Below are 17,960 nucleotides of genomic sequence, written 5' to 3'. Positions count from 1 at the left end.
CCTGAGTGATTTTTGTTGATATAGATATAGCCGCTTAAATTTAGGCTTTTTCTTGATTGGCGAGAGGGCCAGAGAAGCGGATAATGCCGACTCTGCCATATATGCCGTTCTGGATTCGTAAAAACATGTCTATTCGATTCATTTCCCGAATCAATCAACTATTGCACACCGCCCGTTTGATCTGGCTTTGCCCTGCTTTTATCTTAATTGTATTGCTTGGGTTTAATCGTCATATCGGCTTGGCCGCTTGGCTGTGCGCTTTTTTTGCACTAGAGCGCACTTGGCAGCAAAAAAAACGATCGAGCATTGAATACCTTGGTTTTGCAATTACACTGACCACACTCGCTGCAGGACAAAGTTTACTTGGCTATTCAGCCATCCTATCAGCCTTACTTTTTTCGCTGGGCCTCGGTTTTGGCATTCCACTTTGGCGGCAAAAGCCATGGAGCGAAATCCTTGAGTGCACAGGTCTTGCAATAGAACAGGGTTGGCTCGCTATAGTATCGGGAATTAAAGCACAATTTGAGCCACAGTCTGAGCAAGAAGAAGAGTCTGAAGACGCAGACCATGCCCATGAATGGAATGCTTTCGACGATAAAGAAGAGTGCATAGAAAAAACAATTCCGGCAAGCCAGTGCGAAACCCATCCGCCTGCAGCCCCAAAAGAAGCCATTGTAAGGCAAGCCGCTGCGCCAGCGCCTGAACCCGTCGCCGTTGGCCCTAAGATAGAAGTCAGCCTTACCAGCCAGCCCCCCATTAAAAGTACTGAATTGTTTCAGCACTTGCGTGCACCCGCCCAAGCCATAGCGCCAATCACTCAAGCCACGGCGCTGGAGCCACACTTCACTCCTAAGACCAGCCCGTCCCTCGCTGCCATGCCCAAGGTGGCCACTTTGCCGCTGATTGATTCATCCCAAATCAGGCAGCACCTACAAAATGATCATCGGGTAAAAAACCATAACGACCGCCCAAAGCAAGTAGGACCAAGCACACTGCCTTTAATTGAGGCCACCGAAATTCGTCAGCGCTTATCCACCATACATGGCAAACCCGCTGAAGCAGCACCGCTACCTAACCGTAGCCCCGCAAAAAAAGCCGCAGCCCCGCTGAGCAGCAGCCCGCGCTTATTTCAGCTAGAGCCCAAAACGCCACCTACTAATCTAACAGGCCCCACTCTAAGAATTGAACCCACGTTAAATGACTCCCTCATTAGCCCAGCGCCAGCCATTGCGCAGATGCAAATTAGCGAGAGTACAGCCGCGCTTATCGCGGCAATTCCTGATTGGGAGCCAAGCGAAACCATTACGCTACAGCCTATCGTAGAAACCGTTGCCCCCCTCCCCGATCCAGAGTCACGCGCCTTGGCAGCGTTTCTCACCCACGCCATGACGAGCACGCCCGCCACCACGGCAGAGCACATCCCAGCCGCTGAGTTCACGCCGCCCGTGACCGAGCGGCCACAAGCTCAGCTCGCTACTCCAATGCCTGAATTGGCAGCATCTAAGCTAGCTATTACTCCGGCACATGAACTAACAACATCCAAGTTAGTGATGACAGCAGAGCCAGAATTAACATCGTACAACTTAGCGCGCGCCCTAGAGCCTGAGCTAATCGCGCCCGTGTTAACGATTACACCAGAGTCTGAATTAACAGCTCCCGAACTAGTTATTGCACCTGAACCAGAATTAACAACGCCCGAATTAGTGATTGCACCAGAATTTCAACTCACTTGGTCCAAACCGCCCACTCCTGCGCCACTCCCGCCCGCCGAGCCCGTGCACTACAGTGATGACTTTATGCCATCGCTCAGCCTGCTGCACCCGCCAGATCCTGAAATTGAAACCATCACCCAAGATGATCTCTTAGATCGTGGCATTCTGATTGAGGAAAAACTAGCTGAATTTCGCGTAAAAGCATCGGTGCTAGATGCCTACGCAGGCCCAGTAATTACCCGCTACGAGATTGAGCCCGCTATCGGTGTGCGCGGCGCGCAAATTGTTAATTTAATGAAAGATTTAGCGCGGGCGCTGGGGCTGGTTTCTATCCGCGTGGTGGAAACCATCCCTGGCAAGACCTGCATGGGGCTGGAGCTGCCTAACCCAACAAGGCAAATGATTCGCTTATCCGAGATTTTATCTTCCGATGTTTATCAGCAAAATCAAAGCAAGCTAACCATTGCGCTAGGTAAAGATATTACCGGCGCGCCTATTGTTACCGACCTTGCCAAAGCACCACATATGCTGGTGGCAGGGACCACCGGATCGGGTAAATCAGTCGGCGTGAATGCCATGATTCTGTCACTACTGTATAAGGCCACGCCGGAAGAAGTACGCTTTATTATGGTTGATCCCAAAATGCTGGAACTATCCGTTTATGACGGCATTCCACATTTATTGGCCCCCGTCGTCACGGATATGAAACTCGCCGCCAACGCCCTAAACTGGTGTGTGGCTGAGATGGAAAAACGCTATCGCCTAATGAGCACCTTTGGCGTACGTAATCTGGCGGGCTTTAATCAAAAAGTACGCGAAGCCGAGCAACGCGGCGAACGCCTCACAAATCCATTCTCGCTTACGCCAGATGAGCCAGAAGCGCTGGAGCATCTGCCGTTTATTGTGGTGGTGGTCGATGAATTTGCTGATTTGATGATGGTGGCTGGCAAAAAGATTGAAGAGCTCATTGCACGCCTCGCGCAAAAAGCACGTGCAGCGGGGATTCATTTAATTTTAGCCACTCAACGCCCTTCAGTAGACGTGATTACTGGCCTGATTAAGGCCAATATCCCAACTCGGCTGGCCTTCCAAGTATCCAGCAAGATTGATAGCCGCACCATTTTGGACCAGATGGGGGCTGAAGCCCTCCTCGGCCAAGGCGACATGCTGTTCTTGCCGCCCGGCACCGGCTATCCGCAGCGGATTCATGGCGCTTTTGTTGACGACAATGAAGTGCACCGCGTAGTTGAGCATTTAAAACAATTTGGCGAGCCACGCTATATCGACGGCATCTTAAATGGTGGCTTTGATGCCGAGGCCAGCGCGTCCAATAACAATAACAATAACAATAATGAGGGCGGCGAAAGCGATCCCATTTACGATGAAGCCGTGGCGTTGGTACTAAAAAGCCGCCGCGCCTCTATCTCTGCCGTGCAGCGCCAGCTTAGAATTGGCTACAACCGCGCAGCCAGACTGATCGATCAAATGGAAAACGCCGGCATCGTCAGCCAGATGGAAAGCAATGGCAATCGAACGGTGCTGGCACCGCCAAGCGCCGAGCTATAAGCCATGTTTACTATCCGCTTCGATATTCTAGAAAACGAAATAGAATTTTCTGCCATCCGCGCCCAAGGTAGCGGCGGGCAGAATGTGAACAAGGTGTCGAGCGCGGTACATTTGCGCTTTGATATCTCTGCCTCCTCTCTGCCCTCCTTACTCAAAGAGCGGCTACTTGCGCAGGGGGATCAGCGCATCAGCAAGGATGGCGTAATCGTCATAAAGGCGCAGCAATACCGCAGCCAAGAACAAAACCGCGCCGACAGCATTGTACGCCTGAATGAGCTGGTCGCCAGTGCCGCCACCATCGCCACACCGCGCAAAGCCACCCGCCCAACACGCGGCTCACAAACTCGGCGCTTAGATAGCAAAAACAAACGGGGAAGCATTAAGGCATTGCGTGGCAGGGTGAGCGATTAGCTGACATGCTGCTTGCTCGCAAACCATTAATCAACACCAACCTAGGGCGAGCACGCCGCCCAAGGCTATATTTATTCTCCGCTTAAAGCATTCACCACGGGCGGTGCTTTAGCCAAATGCTTTAAAACCTGCGCCGCAGCAACAAAGCCAAAGCAGCCCGTTACCGCCACCGATGCGCCAAAGCCCCCCTCACACCCCAAGCCCAAGGCCACATCACCAACAGCTGGCTTTTGAGCGCATACGCTGCCATCTGCTTGCGGATAGACCAGCTGCTCGGTGGAGTAAACGCATTCCACGCCCATTTTTTTACCCTGCTGCGCAAAGCCATACTCACGACGCAAGATCGAGCGCACTTTTGCTGCCAGCGGGTCATTAATTGTTTGAGATAAATCCACCACGGCAATTTGCGTAGGATCGATCTGCCCGCCCGCTCCACCCGTGGTTACCAAGCGAATTTTTCGCCGCTTGCACCAAGCAATCATCGCCGCCTTAGTTTTTACCGAATCAATGGCATCAATAATGGCGTCATAACCACGGCCTAAGGTTTCTTCAAAATTATCAATGCTGACAAAATCTTCGATCACATCCACGATGCATTCTGGGTTAATCTGAACAATTCTCTCCGCCAGCGCGGTTACTTTCATCTGGCCATAATGCCCTTCTAAGGCGGGTAGCTGACGGTTAGTGTTCGATACGCAAATATCATCCAGATCGATCAGCGTGATATGGCCAATACCAGAGCGCGCCAAGGCCTCCGCCGCCCAAGATCCCACCCCACCGACACCCACAACACACACATGCGCTTGCCGAAACTGCGCTAATGCCACGCTTCCATATAAACGGGCAATACCGCCAAAACGGCGTTCAAAAGAAGTATCCAAAATTTAACCTTATCTAATTACAAACGCAAAAACGCCCCGAAGGGCGCTCTTTTCTAGACTCATCACATCAATCAAAGTTCAGCTTCTAGCAGCCCTTCGTTTAGGGGCAGGCTTTACCACCTCTACATCAACAACGGCCTCTTCTGTCGCAGCTACAGGTGGTTCTGTTGGCAAAGGGTTACCACTGGGCTCATCCCCCTCCTTGCCGTAACCTGGCATCCCCATTCCAGTGAATAAATGTCTGGCTCGGTCTTGCAACTGTTGCTGCATATCCACAAACATTGACGTACTGCTTTCAAGATAATTATTCATCATGCTTTGCATCCCTGGGCCTTGGAACTTCATAAAGTCCCCCCACAGATTTGCATTTGAGAGCATCGGGTTTTCGCCAGTAATCACCGATTTAGCCTGTGTCTGCAAGCGACCTTGCATTTCAGCAAAAAGTTGCATGTTTTTTTCTAAGTAATTCCCCATGACACCTTGCATTGCATTCCCATAAAAGCGAATAATTTGCGTAAGCACATCATAAGAAAACATAGGCATTCCGCCAGCTTCTTCTTCCATAATGACTTGTAGCAACACACTGCGAGTGATGTCTTCACCACTTTTAGCATCCACAATTTGAATATCAATATTATCCAAAACCAGCTGTTTTACATCGACCAAAGTGATGTAACAGCTCGTGGCCGTGTCATATAGGCGGCGGTTTGGATACTTCTTGATAACGCGTTTTTCCACGCTCATAAGTGCTGCCTCGTGTGTATATTATTTGTTATTGAGAAGAGGATAGTCTGGACTATCTATTCATGCAACATGTTGCAACGCACAATTTTATTGACAATCACAAAAGCCTATTCCAGAATAAGCACTGATTGTGCACTGCATCATAATTTTAGTGTGCAATTCGCGCCCCAAACCCACAACACTGAACGACAGAAAGGATCATTGAGATGACTACTGCACAGCAACAATTCTCCGCGTTCGCGACCGAGCAAGTTGAAGTGGCACTGCGTTTTGCACGCATTTCCATTGATTCTGCCGAACGTATCATCAAGCTGCAAGTTGAAGTGGCAAAAAGCACACTAGAAAGCAACGCAAAAAATGCAAATGCGCTCGTTGCCGTTAAAGATGCTCAAGAAGCTTTAGCTTTACGCCAAAAACTGGCTGAATCATCAATCGAACAAGCTACAAATTACTCACGCAGCCTGTACGAAATCGCTTCACAAGCACAAGTTGAAGCATCGCAACTGGTTGAAGAACGCACTACTGCTTTCAATAAGCACGTTGTATCTGGTTTAGATCAATTTGTTAAATCTGCTCCTGCTGGTGCAGATGTAGCTGTTGCTGCGGTTAAATCAACACTACAAGCCACTGCCGCTGCAGTGGATAGCCTGACAAAAGCTGCTAAGCAAGTCGCCGACTTTGCTGATGCTTCAGTTAAGGCTGCTGGCACTGCAACTGCAGATGCCGTTAAGACTGCCGCTAAGAAAACCAACGGCGCTAACGCTGCTGCTGTTTAAAGTAAGCCTCGCGCAATTAACGCGCTTGCTTTCAAAAAAGCCACGAGCACCTCGTGGCTTTTTTATATGCAACCACATTAACACTTCTTTTTCACCTTGACCTAAAATAAACCACTTTATACCTTCGTCGTTTATTTTTTTAGTCGTGTTAACGAATAGCACTTCCCAACTCACGCCTTAAAAAAGCATGGAAATGGCGCATGCCGTCTTCCATAGGGCTTTGATAAGGGCCTACTTCATTGCGGCCAGCTTGGTAGAGCGCTGTTCGTCCCGCCTCCATACGCCGAATAATTTCTTGATCTTCCACCGCAGTTTCAGCATATGCCGCTTGCTCAGCCGCCAATAGTTCTGGCTCAAACCAAGCAACATCTTCTGGATAATAGAATTCCACCACATTTTTATAGCTACGCGGGCCTGTTGGAATAATTGTAGAAATCACTAAGGTATGCGGATACCACTCCACCATGATATTAGGGTAGTAGGTCAGCCAAATCGCACCGTGCTTGGGCGATTTTCCTTGCCCATAACGCATAAGCTCTTCATGCCACTGGGCATAAACCTTTGAGCCAGGCTTAGCCAAGGCATTGTGCACCCCCACAGTTTGCACCGAATACCAGTCGCCAAATTCCCAGTTTAAATCTGCACATTCTACAAAGCGCCCTAAACCTGGGTGAAACGGCTCAACGTGGTAGTCTTCTAAATAAACCTCAATAAAGGTTTTCCAATTACCTTCGTATTCGTCCACGACTACACTATGAAATACGTAATTGGCAAAATCGATTTCTTTCGCCACGCCCAAGTTTTTTAAATCGCCCTCAATATCGCGACCCGATTCAAATAACATGCCATTCCATGATTGTAATGGGATATTTGGTAGGTGTAAGCAAGGGTTTTTCTTAAAATACGGCGCACCTAACAACTGCCCATTGGCGTTATATGTCCAGCGATGCAGCGGACAAATCGTCAGGCTTTGATTGCCTCGCCCCTTCAGCATCAAGGCTTGACGGTGGCGGCAAACATTAGACAGCAACTGCACCCCATCATCGCTACGTTTTAAATAACGTGCATCGTTATCAGCCTCTAGCACATGGTAATCGCCAAGCTGTGGCGTCATCAGTTCGTGGCCAATATAACGCGGCCCATGGGTAAATAATCGCTCTTGCTCGAGCTGGTAGAGTTGCGCGTCAAAGTAAGCGCTAACAGGTAGTTGTGAATCGACGGTGTCGTTCACAATGGCAATGTTTGCCAAGTTAGACATAAATAAACCCCTGAAGGTCCAAGAGGTCTTGCCACGGCCGTTGAACCTTCAACGAGCAAGATGGGTGGGCAAGCCATCAATAAAAAAGCCGAACTAGTAACGTGTCGGGCTTACGCGGCCGAACATGAAAAATCGCAGAAACGAGGTCAAATTTGGCGGAGCTTGCGGGCCAATAAAGCGTTATTGGTCAGAAAGTCAGTAAAATACGGACCGTTTAGGTGATTTTGCAGCCGACTGATGCGAAGTCCCACACGCTACTAAATAGCCCGACTCGCAAAGGAAGGTGATTCTCACTGAAAGCGACTCAATCAATCAAGCCCTTCGATACCAACAAGCCACCACCTAAGCTATAAGCAGTGGCCCTAGCAGCCTGTCGGACTTAAGACTGACCTACTACGGAAAAGCCAGATTTGGCCATATTTCACGCATTTTCTCGTTGAATAGCCAGCTATTCGCCTCAAAAACCCACGAAATCTGCCTCAAACCGGTCTTTCCCTCGCTACGATCGCTTAAGTCCGACAGGCTGCTAGGGGCATTACTTAGCGCTAATCGTGTTGGCAATATCGCTATAGCTCTTGATTTGATCAAAATTCAAGTAGCGATACACTTCATCGGTTTTTTGCGCAAGAATCCCAATATTTGCGAGGTACTCCTCGTTAGTTGGAATCTTACCCAGCATGGCGCAAACCGAGGCCAGCTCAGCAGAGCCCAGATAAACGCGTGTATCAATCCCTAAGCGATTTGGGAAGTTACGTGTGGATGTTGAAAAGGCTGTAGACCCCTTCCGCACCTGTGCTTGGTTACCCATGCACAATGAGCAGCCTGGCATCTCCATACGCGCACCAGTGCGGCCTAAAACGCCGTAATGACCTTCTTCTGTTAGCTGCTGTGCATCCATCTTAGTTGGCGGTGCAATCCATAGACGAACTGGAATATCACTCTTGCCTTCCAGTAATTTAGAAGCCGCGCGGAAGTGACCAATATTGGTCATGCATGAACCAATAAACACTTCATCAATCACGTCACCAGCCACTTCTGACAAGAATTTCACGTCGTCAGGATCATTCGGGCAAGCAACAATAGGCTCTTTAATATCGGCCAGATCGATTTCAATAATGGTTGCGTATTCAGCGTCTGCATCAGGCTGCATCAGCTTAGGATCTGCCAGCCACTCTTCCATCGCTGTAATACGGCGCGCCAGCGTACGGGCATCGGCGTAGCCCTCAGCAATCATCCATTTCATTAGGGTGACATTAGAAGTCAAATACTCTGCGATTGGTTCTTTATCCAACTGCACCGAACAACCTGCCGCAGAACGCTCAGCAGACGCATCGGACAATTCAAATGCCTGCTCTACTTTTAGCTTAGGCAGACCTTCGATTTCTAAGATGCGACCAGAGAAAATGTTTTGCTTGCCTTTCTTTTCAACGGTCAGTAAGCCTTGCTTGATCGCATAAAGCGGGATGGCATTGACCAAATCACGCAAAGTGATGCCTGGCTGCATTTCACCTTTAAAGCGCACCAACACCGATTCAGGCATATCTAGCGGCATGACACCTGTTGCCGCAGCAAACGCGACCAAGCCAGAACCAGCAGGGAAAGAAATCCCAATTGGGAAGCGAGTATGGCTGTCGCCGCCCGTGCCAACGGTATCTGGCAACAACAAACGATTAAGCCATGAGTGAATCACGCCGTCACCCGGGCGCAGCGATACACCGCCACGGGTAGAGATGAATTCTGGCAATTCGTGGTGCATTTTGACATCCACAGGCTTTGGATAAGCCGCGGTATGGCAGAACGATTGCATCACCAAATCAGCCGAGAAGCCAAGGCAAGCTAAGTCTTTAAGCTCATCGCGGGTCATCGGGCCGGTGGTGTCTTGTGAGCCAACCGAAGTCATGCGTGGCTCGCAGTAGGTGCCTGGGCGAACGCCAGTTACGCCACAGGCTTTACCTACCATTTTCTGCGCCAGGCTATAGCCTTTGCCAGAATCAACAGGTGCAATCGGGCGTTTAAACACATCAGAAGGCGCTAAGCCCAGTACTTCACGTGCTTTATCCGTTAATCCACGGCCAATAATCAGCGGGATACGGCCACCAGCACGAACTTCATCTAGCAATACATCGGTTTTTAGACTGAAGGTAGAAACAACAACGCCGTTTTTCTCAACTCTGCCTTCTAGCGGATAAACATCAATCACATCACCAGTTTCAAGCGCAGAGACATCCACTTCAATCGGTAAAGCACCTGCGTCTTCCATGGTATTAAAGAAGATCGGTGCAATTTTAGTACCTAGGCAGAAGCCTCCAAAGCGCTTATTCGGCACGTAAGGTATATCGTCACCGGTAAACCATAGTACGGAGTTGGTCGCTGATTTACGTGAAGAACCTGTACCCACTACATCGCCAACGTAAGCAATTTTGTGGCCTTTGGCTTTAAGTGCATCAAGCTGCTTGATCGGGCCAACGCTACCTGGCTGATCGGCTTCAATACCTGGGCGCGGGTTTTTTAACATTGCGAGGGCGTGCAATGGAATATCTGGGCGTGACCAAGCATCTGGGGCTGGCGACAAATCATCAGTATTGGTTTCGCCAGATACTTTAAATACCGTCAGTGTTACTTTTGCTGGCACAGCTGGGCGGCTAGTAAACCATTCTGCATCGGCCCATGATTGTAAAACTTGCTTAGCAAAAGCATTACCCGCATCGGCTTTCGTTTTAACATCATGGAACGCATCAAACATCAATAATGTTTTAGATAAAGCCGCAGCCGCAATCGCAGCAACTTCCGTATCGTCTAATAAATCAACCAAGGGGGCGATATTAAAGCCACCTAGCATGGTTCCAAGCAATTCAGTCGCTTTAGCGCGGCTGATTAAGCGACATACTTCAGTACCATGAGCCACAGCGGCAAGATAAGACGCTTTTACTTTAGCTGCGTTATCTACACCCGCAGGAACGCGGTAGGTAATTAATTCGACAAGAAAGGCCTCTTCACCTTGAGGCGGATTTTTCAGCAGCTCGATTAGATCTGTGGTCTGCGAAACATTCAGTGGAAGCGCTGGAATACCCTGTGCTGCGCGCTCTGCAACATGCTGACGATAGACTTCTAGCACGGTTGGACCTTTCAAGTGATGATGGGAGAATGCCTGGTTAATATCAGACTAGTGACATTTTACCTGCCTAGCTTTTAGATGTGAATCAAAGTGTAACGACTTTCGTTACACTACAATAAAAAAGCAAGGCACAGACCAAGCCGCTCGTCTTAATTGCAGAATAGGCTAAGTCGATTTAGCTTGCGCTTATGTTTGTCTATCGGTATGATCCGCAACCTTCTTTGTGCTTTAGCACAAACCCCCATCGTACCCTGACCTTCCCCCGCCTGTGCTGTATGAGATGCGGATTGACCGGTTAGCGTCGATGTAACGCTGACGGCCGGTTTCCGTATTTAATTCCGGAATGCGCCCGTCTTCCCGCTCGCCGGGATATATTCAAAGGAATATTCATGCCACATCGCGAAACTCATTCTGATACCCCTGTAAACGCTTTTGCCGAAATGGGCCTTGCCACTGAATTGGTGCAAGAATTAGCTAAACTCGGTATCACTACCCCTACCCCAGTGCAAGCCGCTGCAATCCCACAATTGATGGCTGGCCATGATGTGATGGCTTCTGCACAAACGGGTACAGGTAAAACTGCAGCATTCTTGCTGCCAGCACTGCACAAATTATTTAAACCCGCCAAGCACAATGCGCGTGGCCCACGTGTACTTGTTCTTACGCCAACACGTGAACTTGCAGAGCAAGTTGCTAAAGTAGCGACAGATTACTGCAAACTGATCCCACGTTGCAAGGTTGCTTGCGTAGTGGGCGGTGTTCCTTACCCCGTTCAAAACCGTATGCTAGCCCAGCCTTACGATGTATTGGTTGCTACTCCAGGTCGTTTATCTGACCTAATGCGTGGCGGTCGTATCGATTTCGCTCGCTTAGATATGCTGGTTCTGGACGAAGCGGATCGCATGTTAGACATGGGCTTTATTGATGAAGTAGAAGCCATTGTTTCTGCCATGCCTAAAGATCGTCAAACTGCATTGTTCTCGGCGACATTATCAGAAACAGTACAGCGCTTTGCCGGCCCAATGTTGCGTGACCCACGCTTAGTTGAAATGGAAGTAACAGCCAATGCTCAGCCACAAATCGAACAAGCGGTTCATTACGCTGACGGTTACGAGCACAAGCAAAAACTAGTTGCCGCTTTACTAAAAGAAGCCAGCGAAACACAATCGATTGTATTTACTGCCACTAAAGCAGATGCAGATGGCCTTGCTGAATGGCTGAAGCTAGAAGGCTTCCGCGCAGCGGCAATGCATGGCGACTTGGCTCAACGCGATCGTCGCCGCACTTTAGATCGTTTACGTCGTGCTGAAATCGATATCTTGGTCGCAACTGATGTTGCTGCACGTGGTATTGACGTTGCAGGTATTGGCTTGGTTCTGAACTTTGACTTGCCACGTTTTGCAGAAGACTATATCCACCGCGTAGGCCGTACTGGCCGTGCGGGTCGTACTGGTAAAGCCATTTCATTGGTAACTAAAAACGACTTCATGTTACTGACGCGTATTCGTCGTCGTTACAACATTGATTTCGGTACTGTTTCCATGCCAGGTCTTGAAGCACGCTTCAAGCCCGGCCAAGGCGGCGGCACTGGTGGTGGCTATGGCGATCGTAAGCCATCAGGTGGCTACAAAGGTAAGCGGCCACAAGGTGGTGGCGGTTACGCCGGTGCTGGCAATGGTGGCGGTGGCCGTGGTGGTTACGCTGGCAATGGCGGCGGCTACGGCGACAAACGCCATAGCGATTCTCGTGGTAGCGATGCGCCACGCGGTGGCGAATCACGTGAAGCGCGTGGCAGCTTTGGTGGCGGTGCAAGCACCCCAAATAGCAACCCAGGCAGCTTCCGCAATGGCAGCCGTGATAGCGGCGCACCACGTGCAGAGCGTCCAGCAGGCAATGGCGAAACACGTCAACGTCGCGCTAGCTGGTAAGCCATTATTAAGCAGTCAAATCTTAAGCCCGCTTTGAGCATGCAGTCATCGCTCAAAGGCTGATCAGATGAGTAGCAGCCCATCCTTTGGATGGGCTGTTTTTACTTTCGAGCTACGCCGTGAAAGATGCCATTTTAATTCGCCCATTTTCTCTAGCCGATATCCAATCGGTCATGGAGATTCAAAGTGCTTGTTATCCTGCTAACCTACTCGAAGAAGCCGAGCACCTTATCGCAAAGCATCAGCAATCCCCACTCAGCTGTTGGGTAGCCACTGAGCACCAAAAAGCCATCGCTTATCTACTGACCCATCCTTGGTCTGGCGACACCCCACCCGCATTAAATACCCCACTCCCCCCCAAAAAGCCAAAAAGTGATATTTATTTCATTCATGACTTGGCAGTACTCCCGAGTGCACGTGGGCTAGGTCTAGCCAAACGCTTATTCGACACGGCTATTGATTGGGCAAAACAAGAAAAATTACAAAAAATCCGCTTAATTGCTATCGCGGGCGCGGCTGACTTTTGGATCAAACAAGGCCTTAGCCCGGTAAATGACAAAACCTTATCTCACAAATTAGACGACTACGGCTCAGATACGCACTACCTTGAAGCCGCAATTTAACTGCAAACAAACATTAAACTAAATTAAGAAAATAAGCGCACTGACTCAAATAAAACGAACCTTTGTTAAAGATGAGATAATGAATAAAAATCCTAGCACCATTCGCCACAGCCGTGGAGCTGCTGAAGTAGATGAATTAATCCACATCGCAACCAGCCTTGCCGTGTCATGCACGTTGGCAGAAGATCGCTTTTGGCAAGACAAATTAGCTAGCCTAGTTAGCGATATTTTATTAGATGAAGATGAAGAAACGCTCAATGCGGCGCTTGACACACTCTCCAAGGCCGATCCTCAGGCATGGAATGAGCTAGCAGACATCGTAGAAGCGTGCACCGAAACCCACAGCATTATCATTGATAAAATCGAACATCAAGCCATTATGTTTGCCGTGCCCTTACTGGCATGGTCACGCTTCAATATTCCCACTGGGCCGCTAGGGGATGCGCGCATTCATAGTCTGCGTGAGCATTTAAGCAAGCATGTGTTTATTGAAGGTGTAAAACTATCGCTGGCTGATTTTTTATTTAGCCCTGACCAACTCCCGCAAGGCTATTGCAATACCGCCAAACTCAGCAAGCTACTGGCGAATTTAACAAGCAGCAATGGCACCCTTATGTGCGAGCAAGCCAACAATGCCGAACCTAGTGCATTTTTAACCGATACGCGCTACCTATTAGGTGCCGTTGCAGCCCCAAAGGCCATGCCATATTTCGCTGGCAAGAAGAAGACGGCTCGCGCAAAGATATTTTGACTCAATGGCAAAAACAAGGACTTACCTCGCTGCAATCTTTATTTACTGGCTGCGCGATGGAGTCTCTACTACCTATCTCTTATTTTGCCGCATGGCGAGAATCAGACCGCGCATCAAGGGCTTATTCCTTGCGCGCATCCGTCTCTTTCTTACAGCTTTTGCTTAACGTAGAAGCCAAACAGCTCACTTGTGTGATTGCTGCTTGCCACGGGCGCAGCCTGGAAGAATACCGTGTGGGCTTTATTCGTCGCAATGAAGAACCTATGCTGCACGGCGTGGTATGGCCATTGCTCGACGGCGAAGATGAGCACACCGATTGCATTGCAGAAATCGAAGCCATTTTGCGTGAATCAGGCATCAACGATATTGTTGTGCATGAGCACTCATTCCCAATGGATCAATGTGACGACTGTGGCAATCCGCTATTCCCCAATTTAGATGGCGATTTACTCCACACCGAAACACCTGAACCCAACGACACCCCTTCCCCGCACCTGCATTAAGAGCAAGGCCGCGAGCATAAACCGCTCACTAAACCAAGCTTGCTGCTGTGGATGGCATTGACACCCAATGCCATCCATCAAACGTCAACAGACGCCAGCCATATGCACTATAATTGGCGTGCTTCTTTAACCGAACTCGCACGCCATGCAAAAGCTTAGCAACCCTACCGATATTGCACGTGAAACGCTCAAGCAACTCACCATGCGCCGTGTACCTCCGACTCCCGATCACTACGAATCGATTTACCACGAGATAGCGGGTACCTCAGATAAAGACAAGCTACACCCCGCCATCAAAGAGCTCATTGCTAGCATCGGCGCCTTCCCTCGACAAACACCAGAGTTACAGCGCAATATAGAGCAATTACATCGCCATGCTGGGCAATCCAGCTGGGCTAGCATGCCTGCATTGATTATTCGCAGCATTGAAAGCCAAGGCGGGCAAACAGAATTAAGCCAGAGCTGGGCAGATTTAATTCGTGATCTAATTCGGCAATGGGAATTACGCAACCCCGTTTACACCCCCAGCCGAAAGCAAGACTCCCTCGAAAAAGTACTGATTAATTTTGGCAGTGACGGCAATGCGCTGAATGAAAAGCTGAGCGCTCTAGTAAAAGCCTGGGGAGGCTCTGGCGTTGAAAGCGGAGAAAACCCCGAAGTACTTGGCCTACCAGATGCAAATATCAGCAGCTCTAGCAGCAATTCTTATGCCAGCACTAGCAATGAAAACAACGAAAACAACGACTGGCGAGAATGGCGGGACGCACTGAATGTTGCTCTCACCGTTGGCGTTGAATCCCGCCTTACCCATAATGCAGATTTACAACAAGAAGCCACCGACCTTGCCGCAGAAGTCGCCACAGTAAACAACAGCGCCAGCACCAAAAAATTAATGCCTAGACTGCGTAAATTTTGGCTACGCCTAGAACTACAAAACGACCAAGAAATGCGCCTATGCGATGGGCTAATGGGTTTATTGCGTTTGCTTACGGACAATATTTCTGAAGTAGTAATAGAAGACGAATGGGTACGCGGCCAAGTTGCCGTAGTACAAGCGATTATGGCGAAGCCACTGGATATGCGGGTTATTTACGACGCAGAGGCTGGCCTAAAAGAAGTGCTCTTTAAACAGAGCCAAATAAAGCACAATTTAGTTGAAACGCAAACTGTACTTAAAAACATGATCGCCACCTTTATTGATCGACTCAGTGTCATGTCCGATAACACCGATCAATACCACAGCAAAATCAGCGTCTACACCGAACAAATTCAGCAAGCCAATAACTTAAGCAGCATTAAAGACGTTTTAGAATCCTTACTTGGTGATACTCGCAGCATGCAACTCGATGTGCGCCGCTCCCGTGATGATTTACTCGAGGCCCGCAGCCAAGCAGATAACGCCCAGCAACGCATATTAGCACTTGAGCAAGAGCTCACCCATGTCAGCGAAAAAGTACGCACCGATCAACTCACTGGCGCATTAAATCGTCGTGGCTTAGAGGAGTTATTCGAAGTAGAAGCCGCCAGAGCATTACGCAACGAAAGTCCGCTGACGATTGGTTTGCTTGATATCGATAATTTTAAAAAACTAAACGACAGCCAAGGTCACGCAGCCGGGGATGCCGCCTTAGTTCACCTAGTGATCGTCGTGAAGGACCTGTTACGGCCAACAGATTCTGTAGCGCGCTACGGAGGAGAGGAATTTATTCTTATTTTGCCAGAGACCGACATTGAGGAAGCGGTGAGCGTGATTCAACGCCTACAACGTGAGCTGACCAAGCGCTTTTTCTTAAATAATAACGAGAAACTACTGATTACCTTTAGCGCAGGTGTGGCACTGGTGCTACCTGGCGAGGTGCGCGACCGAGTAATTGAACGCGCGGACCAAGCCATGTATCAAGCAAAAAAACTAGGCAAAAACAGGGTTGAAATCGCCGAAACACCTACCGGCGTAGCACTAAGATAAGTGTACTAATAATCAAGCAAAAAGCTCGTCTGGGTGCACCACAGCGGTGCCCAGCTTAGCGACCACCACGCCTGCAGCTCGATTAGACCAATCCATCGCCTCAGGCATTTCTAATCCTGCAGCCAGCATCAAACCCAACGTTGCAATCACCGTATCCCCAGCACCCGACACATCAAAGACTTCGTGGGCATGAGTTGGCTTATGCACAACGCCTTCAGGTCTAAACAAGGTCATCCCTTCTTCACTGCGCGTCACCAACAGGGCATCCAAATGTAAAGATGCACGCAATGACTCGGCCTTTTCAGCCAACTCAGCATCATTGGCCCACTTACCCGCCACCTGTCTAAACTCACTTCGATTAGGTGTAAGTAAAGTGGCACCACGATAGCGATCGTACTCATCGCCCTTAGGATCAACCAGCACAATTTTACCAGCAGCCCGTGCCATATCAATCATCAGCTGCACGTGCCGTAAGCCGCCCTTTCCATAATCTGACAAAATAACAACGTCAATCTCAACAAGCAAAGCTTTAAATTCATCGAGTTTCGCCGCTAAAATTTCATGGCTAGGCTCATTTTCAAAATCTATGCGTAGCAATTGCTGCTGCCGCGCCAATACACGCAATTTTACCGTTGTATCTAAAGTGGCATCACGATGCAAATAGGTATGCACACCGTCTTCGAGCAGCAGCTTTTCAAGGGTGCGGCCCGCTTCATCGTCACCAACCACGGCCAATAAATAAGCATGCCCGCCCAATGCCGCTATATTTCTAGCTACATTAGCGGCCCCGCCTGCACGCTCTTCTGTGCGGCGAATACGCGCCACCGGTACAGGCGCTTCCGGCGAGACACGATCCACATCACCAAACCAATAGCGATCCAACATGACATCACCCGCAACCAGCACCCGCGCATTTGCAACTGCGCGTTCCAGCATCCGCTTGCCTTCTGCAGACAACATTATTGCCCCTTTATCAACAAGCTACGGTTAATCGCAAGCAACGCCTCAACAGGATCAGCACTTTGGGTAATGGGGCGACCAATCACCAAGTAATCCGCACCGGCAGCAACCGCCTCAATAGGCGTCATAACGCGCGATTGATCGTTGGCTGCAGAATGAGCTGGACGAATCCCAGGGGTAATCAAATTAAAATCAGCACCGCAAATGCTTTTTAGCAAGCTTGCTTCATGCGCCGAACAAACCACACCGTCAAGACCACAATCGTGCGTTAAACGCGCCAGTTTTTCGACTTGCACCGCTGGCTCAGGCAAATCTAACTCGGACAAATCCTCCGCATTCATGCTGGTTAACACAGTCACAGCAATCAACAAGGGGCGCTGAGGCAAAGCCTCTAGTGCATCACGAGTGGTTTCCATCATTCGGCGGCCACCACTGGCGTGGACATTCACCATCCACACACCCAGCTCTGCTGCAGCCTTGCACGCCTGTGCAACTGTATTAGGAATGTCGTGAAATTTAAGATCCAAAAACACATCAAAACCACGCGCCACCAACTGCTCAACTAACACTGGGCCACTACGGGTAAATAACTCTTTACCCACTTTTAGACGACACAAATCTGGGCGGAGACGATCAGCAAAAGCCAAAGCCTCTGCTGCACTGGTGTAATCCAAGGCAACAATCACGGGGGATGAAGTTGACATACACAATCCTATTTATAATTTTATGCTAGGAATAAGAGCAGCGATGGCAGCCAAAGCGACTC

General features: G+C 49.4%; 12 protein-coding genes and 1 pseudogene. 7 read left to right on the top strand and 6 right to left on the bottom strand.

Annotation, left to right across the window (positions count from 1 at the left end):
• Window positions 1–125 precede the first annotated feature (125 nt).
• Window positions 126–3,278, top strand: a complete 3,153-nt coding sequence (locus tag C1H71_RS17970; protein WP_262488322.1) for a DNA translocase FtsK — start codon at window positions 126–128, stop codon at window positions 3,276–3,278.
• 3 nt (window positions 3,279–3,281) lie between these two features.
• A complete protein-coding gene (gene arfB / locus C1H71_RS17965) occupies window positions 3,282–3,689 on the top strand; it encodes an alternative ribosome rescue aminoacyl-tRNA hydrolase ArfB (protein WP_130107785.1) in 408 nt (135 codons plus the stop codon).
• Between the two features lie 71 nt (window positions 3,690–3,760).
• Here the strand turns inward: arfB and tcdA are convergent, their stop codons facing one another.
• Together tcdA and phaR are read right to left on the bottom strand one after the other, a co-directional pair.
• The gene (tcdA, locus tag C1H71_RS17960; protein ID WP_130107784.1) at window positions 3,761–4,570 is read right to left on the bottom strand and encodes a tRNA cyclic N6-threonylcarbamoyladenosine(37) synthase TcdA; all 810 of its coding nucleotides are present in this window, start codon (window positions 4,568–4,570) and stop codon (window positions 3,761–3,763) included.
• A 78-nt stretch (window positions 4,571–4,648) separates the two neighbouring features.
• Window positions 4,649–5,314: a polyhydroxyalkanoate synthesis repressor PhaR gene (gene phaR / locus C1H71_RS17955; protein ID WP_130107783.1), complete on the bottom strand. Its 666-nt coding sequence runs from the start codon at window positions 5,312–5,314 to the stop codon at window positions 4,649–4,651.
• A 206-nt stretch (window positions 5,315–5,520) separates the two neighbouring features.
• Here phaR and C1H71_RS17950 point away from each other — a divergent pair, with 206 nt between their 5' ends.
• Window positions 5,521–6,090 carry a phasin family protein gene (locus C1H71_RS17950; protein ID WP_130107782.1) on the top strand — a complete coding sequence of 190 codons (570 nt, stop codon included), beginning with the start codon at window positions 5,521–5,523 and terminating at the stop codon, window positions 6,088–6,090.
• A gap of 148 nt (window positions 6,091–6,238) precedes the next feature.
• On the opposite strand, the gene C1H71_RS17945 is transcribed toward C1H71_RS17950, so the two are convergent.
• Together C1H71_RS17945 and acnB are read right to left on the bottom strand one after the other, a co-directional pair.
• Window positions 6,239–7,348 carry an aromatic ring-hydroxylating oxygenase subunit alpha gene (locus C1H71_RS17945; protein WP_130107781.1) on the bottom strand — a complete coding sequence of 370 codons (1,110 nt, stop codon included), beginning with the start codon at window positions 7,346–7,348 and terminating at the stop codon, window positions 6,239–6,241.
• Window positions 7,349–7,883: 535 nt separating this feature from the next.
• Window positions 7,884–10,463, bottom strand: a complete 2,580-nt coding sequence (gene acnB / locus C1H71_RS17940) for a bifunctional aconitate hydratase 2/2-methylisocitrate dehydratase (protein ID WP_130107780.1) — start codon at window positions 10,461–10,463, stop codon at window positions 7,884–7,886.
• A 389-nt stretch (window positions 10,464–10,852) separates the two neighbouring features.
• Between acnB and C1H71_RS17935 the strand changes: the two genes are divergently transcribed.
• The 4 genes and pseudogenes from C1H71_RS17935 to C1H71_RS17920 all read left to right on the top strand — a co-directional run bounded on the left by C1H71_RS17935 (window position 10,853) and on the right by C1H71_RS17920 (window position 16,234).
• Window positions 10,853–12,391 carry a DEAD/DEAH box helicase gene (locus C1H71_RS17935; RefSeq protein ID WP_130107779.1) on the top strand — a complete coding sequence of 513 codons (1,539 nt, stop codon included), beginning with the start codon at window positions 10,853–10,855 and terminating at the stop codon, window positions 12,389–12,391.
• Between the two features lie 119 nt (window positions 12,392–12,510).
• On the top strand, window positions 12,511–13,014 hold the full coding sequence (locus tag C1H71_RS17930; protein ID WP_130107778.1) for a GNAT family N-acetyltransferase: 504 nt from the start codon (window positions 12,511–12,513) through the stop codon (window positions 13,012–13,014).
• 79 nt (window positions 13,015–13,093) lie between these two features.
• Window positions 13,094–14,268: pseudogene (locus C1H71_RS22040) on the top strand (DUF2863 family protein).
• Between the two features lie 145 nt (window positions 14,269–14,413).
• Window positions 14,414–16,234, top strand: a complete 1,821-nt coding sequence (locus tag C1H71_RS17920; protein WP_130107777.1) for a GGDEF domain-containing protein — start codon at window positions 14,414–14,416, stop codon at window positions 16,232–16,234.
• A 12-nt stretch (window positions 16,235–16,246) separates the two neighbouring features.
• Here C1H71_RS17920 and rfaE1 read toward each other — a convergent pair whose 3' ends face one another.
• The gene (rfaE1, locus tag C1H71_RS17915; protein WP_188053397.1) at window positions 16,247–17,194 is read right to left on the bottom strand and encodes a D-glycero-beta-D-manno-heptose-7-phosphate kinase; all 948 of its coding nucleotides are present in this window, start codon (window positions 17,192–17,194) and stop codon (window positions 16,247–16,249) included.
• Window positions 17,194–17,898, bottom strand: a complete 705-nt coding sequence (gene pyrF / locus C1H71_RS17910) for an orotidine-5'-phosphate decarboxylase (protein ID WP_130107776.1) — start codon at window positions 17,896–17,898, stop codon at window positions 17,194–17,196. Before pyrF ends, rfaE1 begins: the two co-directional genes overlap by 1 nt.
• Window positions 17,899–17,960: the final 62 nt, after the last annotated feature.

Origin of the sequence: Iodobacter fluviatilis (genome assembly GCF_004194535.1) — a bacterium.
Lineage (GTDB): Bacteria > Pseudomonadota > Gammaproteobacteria > Burkholderiales > Chitinibacteraceae > Iodobacter > Iodobacter fluviatilis_A.
The sequence above is the reverse complement of the archived record's forward strand: the minus strand, read 5'-3'. Positions and strand labels throughout refer to the sequence as shown.

Coding starts and splice junctions, on each gene's coding strand:
- C1H71_RS17935 (WP_130107779.1), top strand. CDS start 10,853: ATGCCACATCGCGAAACTCATTCTGATACCCCTGTAAACGCTTTTGCC.
- pyrF (WP_130107776.1), bottom strand. CDS start 17,898: ATGTCAACTTCATCCCCCGTGATTGTTGCCTTGGATTACACCAGTGCA.
- C1H71_RS17950 (WP_130107782.1), top strand. CDS start 5,521: ATGACTACTGCACAGCAACAATTCTCCGCGTTCGCGACCGAGCAAGTT.
- C1H71_RS17920 (WP_130107777.1), top strand. CDS start 14,414: ATGCAAAAGCTTAGCAACCCTACCGATATTGCACGTGAAACGCTCAAG.
- phaR (WP_130107783.1), bottom strand. CDS start 5,314: ATGAGCGTGGAAAAACGCGTTATCAAGAAGTATCCAAACCGCCGCCTA.
- C1H71_RS17945 (WP_130107781.1), bottom strand. CDS start 7,348: ATGTCTAACTTGGCAAACATTGCCATTGTGAACGACACCGTCGATTCA.
- arfB (WP_130107785.1), top strand. CDS start 3,282: ATGTTTACTATCCGCTTCGATATTCTAGAAAACGAAATAGAATTTTCT.
- rfaE1 (WP_188053397.1), bottom strand. CDS start 17,194: ATGTTGTCTGCAGAAGGCAAGCGGATGCTGGAACGCGCAGTTGCAAAT.
- C1H71_RS17970 (WP_262488322.1), top strand. CDS start 126: ATGTCTATTCGATTCATTTCCCGAATCAATCAACTATTGCACACCGCC.